The sequence below is a fragment of the Streptomyces sp. NBC_00223 genome (assembly GCF_036199905.1).
Lineage (GTDB): Bacteria > Actinomycetota > Actinomycetes > Streptomycetales > Streptomycetaceae > Actinacidiphila.
Genome location: NZ_CP108109.1, coordinates 1,667,017 through 1,682,191, shown reverse-complemented (window position 1 = coordinate 1,682,191; position 15,175 = coordinate 1,667,017). Strand labels below are relative to the sequence as shown.

14 protein-coding genes and 1 pseudogene are annotated in these 15,175 nt (G+C 71.8%); 11 read left to right on the top strand and 4 right to left on the bottom strand.

The window, feature by feature from the left end:
- Nucleotides 1-81: 81 nt before the first annotated feature.
- Genes OHA30_RS07100 through OHA30_RS07090 form a run of 3 tightly spaced genes read left to right on the top strand, consistent with a single transcriptional unit; the run spans nucleotide 82 to nucleotide 2,273 of the window.
- Complete coding sequence (locus OHA30_RS07100; RefSeq protein ID WP_328912938.1) at nucleotides 82-486, top strand: DUF5304 family protein; 405 nt, start codon at nucleotides 82-84, stop codon at nucleotides 484-486.
- A 54-nt stretch (nucleotides 487-540) separates the two neighbouring features.
- Nucleotides 541-1,482, top strand: a complete 942-nt coding sequence (locus tag OHA30_RS07095) for an ROK family glucokinase (RefSeq protein WP_328912937.1) — start codon at nucleotides 541-543, stop codon at nucleotides 1,480-1,482.
- Between the two features lie 17 nt (nucleotides 1,483-1,499).
- On the top strand, nucleotides 1,500-2,273 hold the full coding sequence (locus OHA30_RS07090; protein ID WP_328912936.1) for an endonuclease/exonuclease/phosphatase family protein: 774 nt from the start codon (nucleotides 1,500-1,502) through the stop codon (nucleotides 2,271-2,273).
- A 177-nt stretch (nucleotides 2,274-2,450) separates the two neighbouring features.
- On the opposite strand, the gene OHA30_RS07085 is transcribed toward OHA30_RS07090, so the two are convergent.
- Nucleotides 2,451-3,002 carry a hypothetical protein gene (locus tag OHA30_RS07085; protein WP_328912935.1) on the bottom strand — a complete coding sequence of 184 codons (552 nt, stop codon included), beginning with the start codon at nucleotides 3,000-3,002 and terminating at the stop codon, nucleotides 2,451-2,453.
- Nucleotides 2,995-3,762, bottom strand: a complete 768-nt coding sequence (locus tag OHA30_RS07080) for an alpha/beta hydrolase (RefSeq protein ID WP_328912934.1) — start codon at nucleotides 3,760-3,762, stop codon at nucleotides 2,995-2,997. Before OHA30_RS07080 ends, OHA30_RS07085 begins: the two co-directional genes overlap by 8 nt.
- Before the next feature lie 177 nt (nucleotides 3,763-3,939).
- On the opposite strand from OHA30_RS07080, the gene OHA30_RS07075 reads away from it, so the two are divergent.
- The 5 genes and pseudogenes from OHA30_RS07075 (at nucleotide 3,940) to OHA30_RS07055 (ending at nucleotide 9,418) form a co-directional block, all read left to right on the top strand.
- Nucleotides 3,940-4,722: a lysophospholipid acyltransferase family protein gene (locus OHA30_RS07075; RefSeq protein WP_328912933.1), complete on the top strand. Its 783-nt coding sequence runs from the start codon at nucleotides 3,940-3,942 to the stop codon at nucleotides 4,720-4,722.
- Nucleotides 4,723-4,750: 28 nt separating this feature from the next.
- Nucleotides 4,751-5,884 (top strand): annotated as a pseudogene (gene macS / locus OHA30_RS07070) (MacS family sensor histidine kinase); the annotation flags it as partial.
- A gap of 689 nt (nucleotides 5,885-6,573) precedes the next feature.
- Nucleotides 6,574-7,296, top strand: a complete 723-nt coding sequence (locus tag OHA30_RS07065) for a response regulator transcription factor (protein ID WP_328912932.1) — start codon at nucleotides 6,574-6,576, stop codon at nucleotides 7,294-7,296.
- Between the two features lie 69 nt (nucleotides 7,297-7,365).
- Nucleotides 7,366-8,394: a 6-phosphofructokinase gene (locus OHA30_RS07060; RefSeq protein ID WP_328912931.1), complete on the top strand. Its 1,029-nt coding sequence runs from the start codon at nucleotides 7,366-7,368 to the stop codon at nucleotides 8,392-8,394.
- 382 nt (nucleotides 8,395-8,776) lie between these two features.
- Nucleotides 8,777-9,418, top strand: a complete 642-nt coding sequence (locus OHA30_RS07055; RefSeq protein ID WP_328912930.1) for a uridine kinase family protein — start codon at nucleotides 8,777-8,779, stop codon at nucleotides 9,416-9,418.
- A gap of 310 nt (nucleotides 9,419-9,728) precedes the next feature.
- Here OHA30_RS07055 and OHA30_RS07050 read toward each other — a convergent pair whose 3' ends face one another.
- On the bottom strand, nucleotides 9,729-11,648 hold the full coding sequence (locus OHA30_RS07050; protein WP_328912929.1) for an anthranilate synthase family protein: 1,920 nt from the start codon (nucleotides 11,646-11,648) through the stop codon (nucleotides 9,729-9,731).
- A gap of 293 nt (nucleotides 11,649-11,941) precedes the next feature.
- On the opposite strand from OHA30_RS07050, the gene OHA30_RS07045 reads away from it, so the two are divergent.
- Together OHA30_RS07045 and OHA30_RS07040 are read left to right on the top strand one after the other, a co-directional pair.
- Nucleotides 11,942-13,291: a class II 3-deoxy-7-phosphoheptulonate synthase gene (locus OHA30_RS07045; RefSeq protein ID WP_328912928.1), complete on the top strand. Its 1,350-nt coding sequence runs from the start codon at nucleotides 11,942-11,944 to the stop codon at nucleotides 13,289-13,291.
- Between the two features lie 193 nt (nucleotides 13,292-13,484).
- Nucleotides 13,485-13,805, top strand: coding sequence for a (2Fe-2S)-binding protein (locus tag OHA30_RS07040; RefSeq protein ID WP_328917770.1), 321 nt, complete (start codon nucleotides 13,485-13,487; stop codon nucleotides 13,803-13,805).
- A 94-nt stretch (nucleotides 13,806-13,899) separates the two neighbouring features.
- Here the strand turns inward: OHA30_RS07040 and bfr are convergent, their stop codons facing one another.
- Nucleotides 13,900-14,379, bottom strand: a complete 480-nt coding sequence (gene bfr / locus OHA30_RS07035) for a bacterioferritin (RefSeq protein WP_328912927.1) — start codon at nucleotides 14,377-14,379, stop codon at nucleotides 13,900-13,902.
- Between the two features lie 171 nt (nucleotides 14,380-14,550).
- Here bfr and OHA30_RS07030 point away from each other — a divergent pair, with 171 nt between their 5' ends.
- Nucleotides 14,551-15,168 (top strand): sulfite oxidase-like oxidoreductase, encoded by a 618-nt coding sequence (locus OHA30_RS07030; RefSeq protein WP_328912926.1) that lies wholly within the window; start codon nucleotides 14,551-14,553, stop codon nucleotides 15,166-15,168.
- The last annotated feature ends 7 nt before the right edge of the window (nucleotides 15,169-15,175 follow it).

Sequence of the window (15,175 nt, the reverse complement as noted above, 5' to 3'; positions counted from 1 at the left end):
GCCCGTCCCTTCGGGTAACGTCGAAAGGGAGCCGAGGCACAATCCGGCGCCACGACCGCAGCGTCCCGTTTGGAGCCGATCATGAGCGAAGCCACGGACCGTCCCGACGCCGACGCGTGGGCCAAGGCCAGCGCCGAGGACATCGCCGCCGAGCACGCCCGCCGGCGGCAGCAGTCCGGCCAGGGCCCGGGCAGCGCGGCCGAGGAGTTGCGCCGCTTCGCGGAGGCGGTCGGCGAAGCTGTCACGGACCGACTGGCCACGCTGCGCAACCCCGCGGTGCAGATGGCCGCCCAGGGCGTCATCTCCCAGGTTCGTTCTGTTGTCGAACCCATCAAGGAACGCCACCCGGACGTCGTGGACCACCTGACGGCCGCAGGGGCCGAACTCCTGGCGGCATACCGCTCCGCGGTGGCCGAAGCGGAAGCCCGCTGGACCTCCGGCGGAGGCTCCTCGCGTTCAACCGCTGAACACATAGACCTCGACTGACCCCCTCTCCGGTACGGTTCTCATAGCGGGGATCGACCGAATACTGAGGGACACATGGGACTCACCATCGGCGTCGACATCGGCGGCACCAAAATCGCGGCCGGAGTGGTCGACGAGGAAGGCTCGATTCTCGAAACGGTCAAGGTGCCGACGCCGTCGACTCCCGAAGGCGTCGTCGACGCGATCGTGGACGCGATTCGCCAGGTCAGCACCGGTCACCAGATCGAGGCCGTCGGCATCGGTGCCGCCGGATACGTCGACGACAAGCGCGCCACCGTTCTCTTCGCCCCCAACATCAACTGGCGGCACGAGGCGCTCAAGGACAAGGTCGAACAGCGGGTCGGCCTGCCCGTCGTGGTGGAGAACGACGCCAACGCGGCAGCCTGGGGCGAGTACAGATTCGGTGCCGGACAGGGCCATTCCGATGTGATCTGCATCACTCTCGGTACGGGCCTGGGCGGCGGAATCATCATCGGCAACAAGCTCCGCCGCGGCCGGTTCGGGGTCGCGGCCGAGTTCGGCCACATCCGGGTGGTGCCCGACGGTCTGCTGTGCGGGTGCGGCAGCCAGGGCTGCTGGGAGCAGTACGCTTCCGGCCGCGCACTGGTCCGCTACGCCAAGCAGCGGGCCAACGCCACTCCGGAGAACGCGGCCGCGCTGCTCGCCCTGGGCGACGGCACCGCGGAGGGCATCGAGGGACGGCACATCAGCGCCGCCGCCCGGCAGGGCGACAAGGTCGCCATCGACTCCTTCCGGGAGCTGGCCCGCTGGGCCGGTGCGGGTCTGGCCGATCTGGCCTCGCTCTTCGACCCGTCCGCCTTCATCGTCGGCGGCGGCGTGTCGGACGAGGGCGAACTGGTCCTCGACCCGATCCGCAAGTCGTTCCGGCGCTGGCTGATCGGCGGGGAGTGGCGGCCGCACGCCCAGGTGCTCGCCGCGCAACTCGGCGGCAAGGCCGGACTCGTCGGGGCGGCCGACCTGGCACGACAGGGCTGATGGGCGGGTAACTGGGAATGAGCGCGGGGGATCTGCCGAGCTCCGCCACCGAGCCCGGAGGCTCGGCGGTCGTCCGCGTACTCAGTTACAACGTCCGTTCCCTGCGGGACGACACGGCGGCGCTGGCCCGGGTGATCCGTGCCTGCGCCCCCGATCTCGTCCTGATCCAAGAGGCACCGCGGTTCTTCCGATGGCGTAAGGCCGCGGCCGGCCTCGCTCGCGCGAGCGGTCTGGTGTACGTGACGGGCGGTGCGCCCGCCGCCGGACCGATGATCCTCTCGTCCCTGCGCGCTCATGTCGAGCGCGCGGAGGACGTGCTTCTGCCGCGCACGCCGGGGCTGCACCAACGGGGGTTCGCCACCGCCGTGGTACGGATCGGCGGGGCGCGGTTCTCCGTGCTCAGCGCGCATCTCAGTCTGTCCGCGGCCGAACGCCACGTGCAGGCCGGGCTGTTGCTCGACCGGGTCGAGGCGCTCGGGGAGCCGTACGCCGTGGTCGGCGCGGACCTCAACGACCGGCCCGGCGGGCGGGCGTTCTCCCGCGTGGCCGCGGTTCTCCAGGACGGGTGGGCCACGGAGCCCTGGGGCGGGGAGTTCACGTCCGTGCCGGGGGACGCGAGGGAGCGGATCGACGCGGTGTTCGCTTCCGCGGGGGTCGAGGTGTTGGGGTGCGGGGTGCCGGGCGGGGTGCCCGGCGTCACCGAGGCGGATCTCCGGGCCGCGACGGATCACTTGCCCGTGCTGGCCGCGTTGCGCGTCCCCGCGAGCGGCCTCAATCGCCGGCCGGGCTGATCCTGCCCTCAATCGCCGGCCGGGCTTCCTCTGCCCTCAAACGCCGGGCGGGCTTGGATTTGGTCGACCTTCTCGGCCTTGTCACGCCACTGCTTTCAATCGCCGGGCGGGCTGAGTTTTGCTCGCGTTGCCCCAGACCAGCCCGCCCGGCGATTGAGGGCAGAGGGGGAGCGGGGGTCAGACCACCGCGCCGCCGCCGGGGAGGTCGTCGTCGTCCTCCCCGGTCCGCATCCGGGCAACCAGCGTCGTGAACCCGCCGAGGAACCCGCCGATGCCGAGCGTAATCGTCCACCACTGCAATTCGAACTGCAGCATCATGAAGGCGATCAGCAGCAACGGCCCCCCGAGCACCGCGACCCACGCGAACTTCGTCGTGACGTCGGCCTCCGGCAGCGGCGGCGGCTCCGGCGGCACGAAGTGCTCGTCCTCGTCGTTGTCGGCGAGTTCGTAGTCCCGCGGCCCCTGGATGACCGGGTGGATGACGATGCTGCGGTTCGCCGTCAGCGCCGTGGCGACCGCGCCCGGCCCGTCACCCTCCTCCCCGTCCTCCTCCGCGTCGCGCTTGTCGGCCGGCCGTACGTTCTCCGCGTCCGGCCAGGACGGCTCCGCGCCCGGCTCCGGGTCCTTGTCGAACCCGGCGACCAGCGCGGCCCACGCCGCGTCCTCGTCCAGCGGCGGACGGGCAGGCTCCTCCTGCGGGGTGGCGTCCTCGTCCTCGCGGTCAGCCACCGGCCGTACCCTCCTTGGCGGAAAGGCGCTCGATAAAGTCGTACGACTCGCTGAAAATACGGTCGGCGTCATGGTCGAGCGTGGCCACGTGGTAGCTGCGTTCCAGCACCCGCTCGGTGACATCCGTGGACGACACCTTGCCCAGCACCACCGCGGAGTTGGAGGGGTGCACGACATGGTCGACCCGGCTGTGCAGAAGCAGCAGCGGCTGGGTGACCTGCGGCAGACCGGCCCGGACGATCCGCCAGAACCGGCTCAGCGAGTGCACCGCGTGCAGCGGCGTGCGCGCGTACCCGACCTCACTGCCGCCCTCGCGCGCGATGTCACTGGCGATGCCCGCCACCGACGGCACCAGGTGCCGGATCACCGGAACCGCCTTGAGCTGCAGACTGTCCGCCTTCACCGAGGGGTTGACCAGCACGATCCCGCTGATCGCCGTCCCGTGCTTCTCGGCCAGCCGCAGCGCCAGCGCCCCGCCCATCGACATCCCGCAGACGAACACCCGCGCACAGCGCCCGGTCAGCGACCGCAACTCGCGGTCCACCTCCGCGTACCAGTCCTGCCACCCGGTCATCTGCATCTCCTGCCAGCGGGTGCCGTGCCCGGGCAGCAGCGGTACGGAGACGGTCAGTCCGCGTTCCGCCAGGTAGGCGCCCCAGGGACGCATGGACTGCGGGGTGCCGGTGAAACCGTGGCAGAGCAGGACGCCGGTCTCGCCGCCGTCATGGCGGTACGGTTCGGCTCCGGGCATGAGCGGCACCGTGGGTCTCCTGTTCAAGGACGCTTACGCGGGTACACGGAGGTCGGAGGTATCAGCGTACGCGGCCGCGATACCAAGCGGTAAGCCCTCCCCGGAGCCGGACGGGCACGGGCGCCGCCTGGGCGGGAGCGGTGTGCGGGGGCGTTAAGGTCTTGGCGTCGGAAACAGGAGGCTGGGTTGTTCTACGGCGCGATGAAGATCGTGATTGGCTCGCCGCTCAAGGCGGCGTTCCGCCCATGGGTGGAGGGGATGGAGAACATCCCCCGGGAGGGCCCGGCGATCCTCGCCAGCAACCATCTGTCGTTCTCCGACTCCTTCTTCCTGCCCGCGATGCTCGACCGCAAGGTCACCTTCATCGCGAAGGCGGAGTACTTCACCTCGCCCGGGGTCAAGGGCAAGTTGACGGCCGCTTTCTTCAAGGGCGTCGGGCAGCTGCCGGTCGACCGCTCGGGGGCGCGCGGCGCCGGTGAGGCCGCGGTCAAGAGCGGTCTCGCGGTGCTGGAGCGCGGCGAACTGTTCGGCATCTACCCCGAGGGCACCCGCTCGCCCGACGGCCGGCTCTACCGCGGCAAGCCCGGCGGTCTGGCCCGGGTCGCGCTGGCCAGCGGCGCCCCGGTGATCCCGGTCGCGATGATCGACACCGAGAAGGTCCAGCCGGTCGGCCAGGTGATGCCCAAGCTCTCCATCCGGCCGGGCATCCGGATCGGCCGGCCGCTCGACTTCAGCCGCTATCGCGGCATGGAGGGCGACCGCTTCATCCTGCGCTCGGTCACCGACGAGGTGATGTACGAGATCATGAAGCTCTCCGGCCAGGAGTACGTGGACATCTACGCCACCGCCGCCAAGCGCCGGATCGCCGAGGCCGCCAAGAGCGCCGCCGGGGACGGCCCGGCCGCCGACGGGTCGGCCGCCGACGGGCCGGAGCAGCCCGGGCCGCCGGAGCGGCCGTCCGGCTCCTGACCACGCCGAAGGGGAGGACCGCGTGGCCATGCGGATGTCCGTCGAACAGCCGCTGTGGCGGGCCCTGCTCGCCTACCGCGTCCTCACCTGCGGCTACGCGATCGCGCTGTACGTCCTGGCGTACGGCGAGCTGCGCCATCCGCTGCCGGCCGGCGCGTTCATGGCGCTGCTCGCCGTATGGACCGTGGCCACCCTCGGCCGGGTCAGGAACGCCGAGCGCTGCACCAAGCGCTTTCTGGCCGCCGACCTGACGATCGCGCTGACCGGGGTACTGCTCACGGCCTTCGTGGACACCCCGGAACGGATCGCGCAGGGCGCCTTCACGCTGCCGTCGATATGGACCGCGGGCTCGGTGCTGGCCTTCGCGATCAAGGGCGGCTGGCGGTGGGCCGCGCTCGCCTCCACCCTTGTCGCGGTCGCCGACATCGCCGAACGCGGCGGCACCCCCAGCCGCGACACCCTGCACAACCTGGTGCTGGTCTGGGTCGCGAGCATCGCCATCGGCTATGTGGTCGAGGTCGCCAGGGCCAGTGAACGCACCCTCGCCCAGGCCCTCCAGATCGAGGCCGCCACCCGCGAGCGCGAACGGCTCGCCCGCGACATCCACGACGGGGTGCTCCAGGTGCTCGCCATGGTCCAGCGCCGCGGCGACCGGGCCGGGGGAGAGGCCGCCGAACTCGGCAGGCTGGCCGGGGAACAGGAGGTCGCCCTGCGCTATCTGATCTCCGGCACGCCACCGCCGCGCCGGGCCGCCGGGGACGGCGACGTCCGTCCGCCGGGTCCGGAAGATCTGCGTACGCTGCTCGCGCCCTACGCCTCCGCCCTGGTCACCCTGTCCGCGCCCGGCACGCCCGTCCTGCTTCCGCCCGAGGCCGCCGCCGAACTGGCCGCCGCGGTCGGCGCCGCGCTGGACAACGTGCGCAGGCACGCCGGGGAGCGGGCCCAGGCGTGGATCCTGGTCGAGGACGAACCGGACACGGTCCTGGTCACCGTGCGGGACGACGGCCCCGGCATCGCCGCGGGCCGGCTCGCCGCCGCCGAGGACGAGGGGCGGCTCGGCGTCGCCCAGTCCATCCGCGGCCGGCTGCGCGACCTGGGCGGCTCGGCCGAGCTGCTGTCGGTCCCCGGCCAGGGCACGGAGGTCGAACTGCGCCTACCGAGACCATCGGGGGACGCGGCGCCCGTACCGCCGCAGAGCCCGAAGCGCGAATCCGTACCCGCGCCGATGGCCGCGCCGCCGGCAGATGCCGTCCCGCCGGATGGAACCGGGTCCGGACCGGGGCCCGTGTCTCCACCTGGGGCCGTGCCCCCGTCCGGGCCGAGGCCGGTGTCTTCACCGGGCGAGATGCCCCTGTCCGGGCCGGTGGCAGATGCCGTCCCGCCGGGTGGAACCGGGTCCGGGCCGGGGCCCGTGTCTCCACCTGGGGCCGTGCCCCTGTCCGGGCCGGGGCCCGTGTCTTCATCGGGGGCCGTGCCCCCGCCCGGGCCGGAGGCCGCGCCGCCGGCAGATGCCGTCCCGCCGGATGGAACCGGGTCCGGGCCGGGGCCGGTGTCTTCACCGGGCGAGATGCCCCTGTCCGGGCCGGTGGCAGATGCCGTCCCGCCGGGTGGAACCGGGTCCGGGCCGGGGCCCGTGTCCCCACCTGGGCCCGTGCCCCCGTCCGGGCCGGGGCCCGTGTCTCCACCTGGGCCCGTGCCCCCGCCCGGGCCGGAGGCCGCGCCGGCGGCAGGTGCCGTCCCGCCGGGTGGAACCGGGTCCGGGCCTGGGCCCGTGCCCCCGTCCGGGCCGGGGCTCGTACTTCCGCTCGGGCCGGAGGCCGAACTTACTGATGCGAACAGGGGACAGACACCATGACGGTCGGCAGCGCCGGACACACCGGGCCCGAGGTGCCCGTGACCGTGATGGTCGTCGACGACCATCCGATGTGGCGGGACGCGGTCGCCCGCGATCTGACCGAGGCCGGGTTCCATGTGGTGGCCACCGCGGGCGACGGGCCCGAGGCCGTCCGCCGGGCCCGCGCCGCCCGCCCGCAGGTGCTCGTCCTCGACCTCAACCTGCCCGGCGCGTCCGGTGTGCAGGTCTGCAAGGACGTCGTGGCGCACGATCCCGCCGTCCGGGTCCTGGTGCTCTCCGCGAGCGGCGAGCACACCGACGTACTGGAAGCGGTCAAATCCGGCGCGACCGGCTATCTGCTCAAGTCGGCGGGCCGCGACGAGCTGGTCGAGGCCGTGCGCAGCACCGCCGTGGGCGACCCGGTCTTCACTCCGGGCCTGGCCGGGCTGGTGCTCGGCGAGTACCGCCGGCTCGCGACCGTACCCCCGCGGGCCTCCGCCGACGCGCCGGCGGCGCCCCGGCTGACCGACCGCGAGACCGAGGTGCTGCGACTGGTCGCGAAGGGTCTGAGTTACAAACAGATCGCCCAACGCCTGGTCATTTCGCACCGAACCGTGCAGAACCATGTGCAGAACACCCTCGGCAAGCTCCAGTTGCACAACCGGGTCGAGCTTGTCCGATACGCGATCGAGCGCGGTCTTGACAACGACGAGGACGACGGCAGGAGCGGCGCCATGTGACGAAAGTCACGCTAGCGTGGCGGAGGTTGCACATCCGGCACAGCTGGCTTGCGACGAAGGGAAGAGTCCATGCGGGTCGGAGTCCTGACCGGCGGCGGAGACTGCCCCGGCCTCAACGCGGTCATCCGCGGCATCGTCCGTAAAGGCGTCCAGGAGTACGGGTTCGACTTCACCGGCTTCCACGACGGCTGGCGTGGTCCCCTCGAAGGGGACACCGTACGTCTCGACATCCCGGCCGTCCGCGGCATACTCCCGCGCGGCGGCACCATACTCGGCTCCTCACGCACCAACCCGCTCAAGATCGAGGGCGGCGCCCGCCGGGTCAAGGAGCACCTGGCGGAGGAGGGCGTCGACGCGCTGATCGTCATCGGCGGCGAGGACACCCTCGGAGTGGCCGCCGAACTGTGGGAAGAGCACGGTGTGCCCTGCGTCGGGGTCCCCAAGACCATCGACAACGACCTGTCCGCCACCGACTACACCTTCGGCTTCGACACGGCGGTCAATATCGCCACCGAGGCCATCGACCGGCTGCACACCACCGCCGAGTCCCATATGCGGGTGCTGGTGGTGGAGGTGATGGGACGTCACGCGGGCTGGATAGCCCTGCACTCCGGCCTGGCCGGCGGCGCCAATGTCATCCTCATCCCCGAACAGCGCTTCGACCTCGACCAGGTGTGCGCCTGGGTGGAGAGCCGCTTCAAGATCCGTTACGCGCCGATCGTGGTGGTCGCCGAGGGGGCGATGCCGCGCGACGGCGACATGGTGCTCAAGGACGGCACGCTGGACTCCTTCGGCCATGTCCGGCTCTCCGGGATCGGCGAGTGGCTGGCCGGCCAGATCGAGAAACGTACCGGCAAGGAGGCCAGGACCACCGTCCTCGGCCATGTCCAGCGCGGTGGCACCCCGAGTGCCTTCGACCGCTGGCTGGCCACCCGCTTCGGGCTGCACGCCGTCGAGGCCGTCCGCGACGGCGACTTCGGGAAGATGGTCGCGCTGCGCGGCACGGAGATCGTCCGGGTGCCGATCGGTGACGCCACCGCCCGGATCAAGACCGTCGATCCGGCGCTCTACGAGGAGGCCGGCATCTTCTTCGGCTAGCCCCCCGGCCGCCGCTTCGGCCGCTGCCTTCTGTGTGTTCGGCCGCTCGTTCCGCTTGTCCGGCCGGTCCTCCGGCCCCTTTCCGCCCACCGCCGCCGCGGCCCGCGCCCGGGCCTGGTCGACGCCGCTTGCCCGAGACGATCGCGGGGACCTATCCTCCCTGCACCCGGTAGCGCCGTGGCCGGAAAGGTTTGCCTGGTTCGCGGCGTCCGGTGCGGTGCATCGCAAGGCGGAGAATCGCCCTTGTACTGGGCGTACTCGGGCGACTTCGACAACGCCGCGAGGTGCCGTGCCGGGCGTCGCGAACCGGTGAACCTTTCCGGCCACGGCGCTGGTCCGGCCGCTTCGTTTTCCCCTTTGAGCACGATGAGGAGCGCCCGGTATGACGGGTGTGGCGAGCGGGCTTTTCACGCCCGTACTGGCGGTCGCAGGCGGCACCGCATCCGGCAAGTCCACGCTTGCCGAGGCGATGGCGCGGCACCACCCCGAGACCATCGGTCTCATCCATCTCGACGACTTCTACGTCCCCGCGCACGATCCGGTGCGCGGGGTGCGGACGCTGAGCGCCACCGGCGCGGAGACCCTGGACTGGAACCATCCCGGGTCGATAGACGAGGACGCGGTGGCCGCGGCGATCGACACGGTGGCCTTCGGCGGACGGCACCGGCTGGTCGTGGTCGAGGGGCTGTTCGCGCTGACCCTCGCGGTGGTGGCCGCGCGGGCCACCTGGCGCGTGTACGTCGACACCCCGGACGACATCCGGCTGGCCCGGAAGATCCTCCGCAAGATCGAGGTGCAGTGCCAGGACCCGGTCGTCTCGCTGCGGAACTATCTCCAGACCGGGAGGGAGCGCCATGCCTCGCATGTCGCCCCCTCGCGGTCGCTGGCCGATCTCGTGGTCGACGGCACGGCCGAGGAGTACGAGATGATCACCGAGGTGATGCGGCTGATCGGCCCGGTGCTGGCCGCGCCGGTCGGCGCGGAGGCGGCCATGAACGCGACGGACTTCGGCGAAACCGCGTAACGCCTCCGGCGCGGCTCCCCCCCGCGTCCGCCCGCCCCCCACGTGCCCGGAACCCGGTCGATCCCTGCCCTGCCGGCGGGCCCGCATGTGCCCTGGGCGGGCCCGCCGACACCCCGGCCGACGCGCGGCTGGAGCCGCCGACCGTGTTCGGCCCTGTCCGGCCGACGTCCGGTACTCCCCGGGCGCGGGCCGGGGCCCGCATGTGCCCTGGGCGGGCCCGCCGACACCGCGGCCGACGCGCGGCTGGAGCCGCCGACCGTGTTCGGCCACCGTCCGGCATTGGCGCGCGCCCCCGGGGACGTGCCGGGCCTCAGGGGACGGTGATCGTGGCGAGGGTTTCGGCGACGATCGACGTGCCGTTCAGGGTCAGGACCGACTCCGGGTGGAACTGGACGCCGGAGAAGCCCGGGCCGCGCAGCGCGTGGACATCGCCGGTCACCGGGTCGCGGCTCAGCGCGACCTGGTGCATGGCCAGTTCCTCCGCCGTCGCCGCGTCGCAGCGGGCCGTGAACGAGTTGTAGAAGCCGACCGTCTCCGGCCGCCCGAAGAAGTCGATCCGCTCCTGCGCCCCCTGCGCCGGATCGTCCTTGCGCACGAGGTCGAGACCGAGTTCGGCGGCCAGCAGCTCATGGCCGAGGCACACCCCGAGCAGCCCGTGCCGGTGCCCGGCGACCAGTTCGGCCGCCAGCCCCCGCAGCAACCGCATCTTGGGGTCGGCCTTGTCCACCGGGTCGCCGGGCCCGGGCCCGAGCACCACGGGCCCGGTGTGCCCGAGCGCGGCCTCCCGCAGCCCCGGCTCGTCGTAGCGCCGGACCGTCACCGTCAGCCCGCACGAGCGCAGCACGTGCGCGAGCATCGCGGTGAAGGTGTCCTCCGCGTCCACCACCAGCGCGTGCCCGGACAGCGGCCCCTCCGCGTGCCCGGTCTGCATCCGCAGCCAGAAGGGCGCGAGGTTCGCCCGCCGGGCGTCCAGCGCGGCCCGTACCCGGAAGTCGTCCGCGAGCCTCGGCCTGGGCGCCCCCGGCGCACGTACCGGCGCCGGGCGCACACCCAGCGCGGTCAGCACCCCGGCCGCCTTGGCGTGCGTCTCGGCCACCTCCGCGTACGGGTCGGAGCGTCTGACCAGGGTCGCGCCGACCGGCACCTTGAGCTCGCCCTCGGGCGAGATGTCCGCGGTACGGATCAGGATCGGCGAGTCCAGGGTCTGCGCGCCCCCCGCGTCCCGGCCGATCAGCGCCAGCGCCCCCGCGTAGTAGCCGCGGCCGCCGGGCTCGTACCGCTCGATGACCCGGCAGGCGTTCTGCACCGGGGAGCCGGTGACCGTCGCGGCGAACATCGTCTCGCGCAGCACGTCCCGTACGTCCATCGTGGAGCGCCCGCGCAACTCGTACTCGGTGTGCGCGAGATGGGCCATCTCCTTGAGCCGCGGGCCGACCACGACGCCGCCGAGGTCGCCGACGCTCGACATCATCTTCAGCTCCTCGTCCACCACCATCGTCAGCTCCTCCACCTCCTTCGGGTCGTGCAGGAAGGCCAGCAGCCCCTCGGCGGACGGCCCCTGCTCGGGGTAGCGGTAGGTGCCGCTGATCGGATTCATCACGACCGTGCCGCCGGTCATCCGCACGTGCGCCTCGGGGCTGGCCCCCACCAGCGTCCGCTCGGGCGTGTGCACCACATACGTCCAGTACGCCCCGCGCTCGCCGCGCAGCAGCCGCGCGAACAGCGCCAGCGCCGCGTCAGGACCGTACTGCGGCACCGAGCCGCGGAAGGTGCGCCGGATCACGAAGTTCGCGCCCTCGCCGCGGCCGATCTCGTCCTCGATGACCCGCTCGACGATCTCCGCGTACGCGTCGTCGGCCACGTCGAACTCCCCGCCCTCGACCCTGACCTCCCGGTCCGGCAGCGCGGCCAGCAGCTCGCCGAGCGGGAATCCGTACGACTCCTCGGGCCGCAGCACGGCCAGCGGGGTGCCGTCGTCGCGCACGTCGAAGCCGCGCTCGCGGATCTGCCGGAAGGGGACGAGCGCGAGCGCGTCGAGCGCGGGGGCGCCGGCCGCGGGGGCGCCCGTGGGCAGCGGGATGTCGGTGAGCCGGCCGACGTGCTCCACCGGCCCGAGCAGCACCTCCACCACGTCCTCGGGGTGCCCGGGGGTACGGCGGTGCAGCAGTGCGAACGGCGGGCAGCCGGGGGCCAGCAGGCGCGCCACGAGCTGCGGGGAGGTCAGGTGCACGGCGGGTTTCCTTCCAAGTGGGCGGAAGGGGCGGCCGGGCCGGGAAACACCGAAGACCGCCCCCTGGGGCGGCCTTCGCGGAGAATGTCGTACGCGCGAGTCAGCGGGCCGCCGGAGAAGCGGTCCACCACCAGCTCTGGTGCGTTGTGCGGTTCGTCGGCGCGTACATGCGGCAGACCCTACCGCACCCGTCCACACCGCGTCACCGGCACGTACGCCCGCGTGAGCGGGGGTATGTCTCACCCACTGGGCGGACCGAAAACCCGTGGACGCGACCCCGTAAAGTTGGGCCCGTGACCGTGAACGCAGACACCCTTGCCGGTGACAACACCTGGCACTCTCTTCCCGCGGCGCAGCAGCCCGAGTGGCCCGACTCCGAGGCTCTGCGCGATGTGATCGCCGACCTCGCCTCGTATCCGCCGCTCGTGTTCGCCGGGGAGTGCGACCAGTTGCGCAGCCGCCTGGCGGCGGTGGCCAGGGGTGAGGCGTTCCTGCTCCAGGGCGGTGACTGCGCCGAGGCGTTCGACGGAGTCGGCGCCGACCAGATCCGCAACAAGCTCAAGACGCTGTTGCAGATGGGCGCCGTGCTCACCTACGCCGCGTCCGTGCCGGTGGTCAAGGTCGGCCGGATCGCCGGTCAGTACAGCAAGCCGCGTTCCTCGCCGACCGAGACCCGCGACGGGGTGACGCTGCCGACCTACCGCGGCGACTCGGTCAACGGCTTCGAGTTCACCCCCGAGGCCCGTATCCCCGACCCCGAGCGGCTCAAGCGGATGTACCACGCCTCCGCCTCGACCCTGAACCTGGTGCGCGCCTTCACCACCGGCGGCTACGCCGACCTGCGGCAGGTGCACGCCTGGAACCAGGACTTCGTGAAGTCCTCCCCGTCCGGCCAGCGCTACGAGGCCCTGGCCCGCGAGATCGACAACGCGCTGAACTTCATGGACGCCTGCGGCATCGACCCGGCCGAGTTCCGCACGGTCGAGTTCTACGCCTCCCACGAGGCGCTGCTGCTGGACTACGAGACGGCGCTGACCCGTACCGACTCGCGCACCGGGCAGCTGTACGACGTGTCCGGGCACATGGTGTGGATCGGTGAGCGCACCCGCCAACTGGACGGCGCCCACATCGAGTTCGCCTCCAGGATCCGCAACCCGATCGGCGTCAAGCTGGGCCCGGGCACCACCCCGGAGGAGGCCCTGACCTACATCGACCGCCTCGACCCGGACCGCGAGCCCGGCCGGCTCACCTTCGTCGTGCGGATGGGCGCGGACAAGGTGCGCGACAAGCTGCCGACGCTGGTGGAGAAGGTCACCGCCTCGGGCGCGCAGGTCGCCTGGGTCAGCGACCCGATGCACGGCAACACCTTCGAGGCGGCCTCGGGCCACAAGACCCGCCGCTTCGACGACGTGCTGGACGAGGTCAAGGGCTTCTTCGAGGTCCACCACAGCCTGGGCACCCACCCCGGCGGCATCCATGTCGAGCTGACCGGAGACGACGTCACCGAGTGCGTCGGCGGCGGCGACGAGATCTTCGTCGACGATCTGCACCAGCGTTACGAGACGGCCTGCGACCCGCGGCTCAACCGCAGCCAGTCGCTCGACCTGGCCTTCCTGGTCGCGGAGATGTACCGGGGGCAGTAGGGCGTTGGGGCCGGGCGGGCCTCGACGGCGCTCAGGCGCGTACGGCCCGGCTCGGGGGCGCTCCGGCGCTCATGGAACGGCGGAGGGGCGCGGATCACATCGATCCGCGCCCCTCGCTGCTTTTCACCGTCCGGGCCGCCAGGTAAGGTAAGGGTTACCTCAGCTCCCCGAGCCCGGATCGGCGGTGACCCGCGTGTACGTCTGCTCCTGCTTCGGCATCACGGAACAGCAGGTGAAGCAGCACGCGGAGGACGGCCGCTGCACCCCGCGCGAGATCGCGTCCGCCTGCAAGGCGGGCACCGACTGCGGGTCGTGCGTCAAGCGCATCCAGAGCCTGCTGGGCCGCGGCGCGGGATCCGCCCCGCGCACGAGGCGGGTCGCCGCCGAGACCGTACCGGCCGGACCCGCCCTGACCACCGCCGGAGCGTCCGCGTCCCTGGCCGCCGTACTGGCCGAGGCGCCGGCACCGACTCCGGCCCGGCTGCCGGCCGAGGCGCCCGCCCGCGCGGCCTGAGCCGTACGTACGCGCGTACCGCCGCCGGACTTCTCGCCGTACCCGTACCGCCGCCGGAACCCCTGCCGTACCTGCCGTACCGTTTCGCCGCCGCTCAGGAGTCGGGCTGCTCGATGAGCTGCGCGATGTACAGCGGCTCGCCCAGGGTGGCGACGAGCGCGAGCTGCGTGTCGAGGTAGTCGATGTGGTGCTCCTCGTCCTTGAGGATCGACTCGAAGATCTTCGCCGACGTGATGTCGCCCTTGGCACGCATCACCTCGATACCGCGCCGCAGCCGGTCGATCGCCTCGACCTCGATGAGCCGGTCGGCCTTGAACATCTCCGTCACGGTCTGCCCGATCCGGACATGGAAGAGCCGCTGGTAGTTCGGCAGCCCGTCCAGGAAGAGAATCCGGTCGGTGAGCAGCTCCGCGTGCCTCATCTCGTCGAACGACTCCGACCGCGTGTACTTCGCGAGCTTCACCCAGCCGAAGTTCTCCTGCATCTTCGCGTGCAGGAAGTACTGGTTGATCGCCGTCAGCTCAGCGGTCAGCTGCTCGTTGAGGAACTCGATGACCTCGGGGTCGCCCTGCATGGCAACGCCGTCCTTCCCGTTCGGACTCGGTTGGTTGGCCGCATCCTCGCATCGCCGGGCGGTTCGATCCAGTAAGTGAAGGCTTACATAACGTAGTCCGCTGTGCCTGAAATACTACGGAATGAGTGGGGAGGGTCATCGGCATCACTTTCGGTCTGTCACCATGGAGAGATGGTTGGTCGGTCCGAGCGTCACGAGGGGCAGCTCCCCCCGGGGCAGCGGATACAGCGGGGCTGGCCGGTCACGCACTACGGTCCCGTACCGCGTTTCCGGCCCGACCGCTGGGAGTTCCGCGTGTTCGGCGCCACCGCCGACGGCGACAAGACCTGCTGGAACCACGAGGAGTTCTCCGCGCTGCCGTACGCCACGGTGGTCGCCGACTTCCACTGTGTGACGAAGTTCTCCATGCTCAATGTCGAGTGGGGCGGTGTCTCCGCCGCGACCGTGGCGAAGCTCGCGCCGCCCGCCGCCGATGTGACCCATGTGATGATCTGGGCCGAGTACGGCTACAGCGCCAATCTGCGGATCGACGACTTCCTCGACGACATGTCGATATTCGCCACCCACAGGGGCGGCGAACCGCTCACCGTCGAACACGGCTTCCCGGTCCGCATGATCGTGCCCGGGCTCTACGCCTGGAAGGGCCCGAAATGGGTCCGCGGGGTGGAGTACATGACCGCCGACCGCCGCGGCTTCTGGGAGGAGCGCGGCTATCACAACGTCGGCGACCCCTGGGGTGAACAGCGCTACTCGTACCAGGAGGGCCCCGGCGACGGCCCCGAGCTGTGAGCTCAGG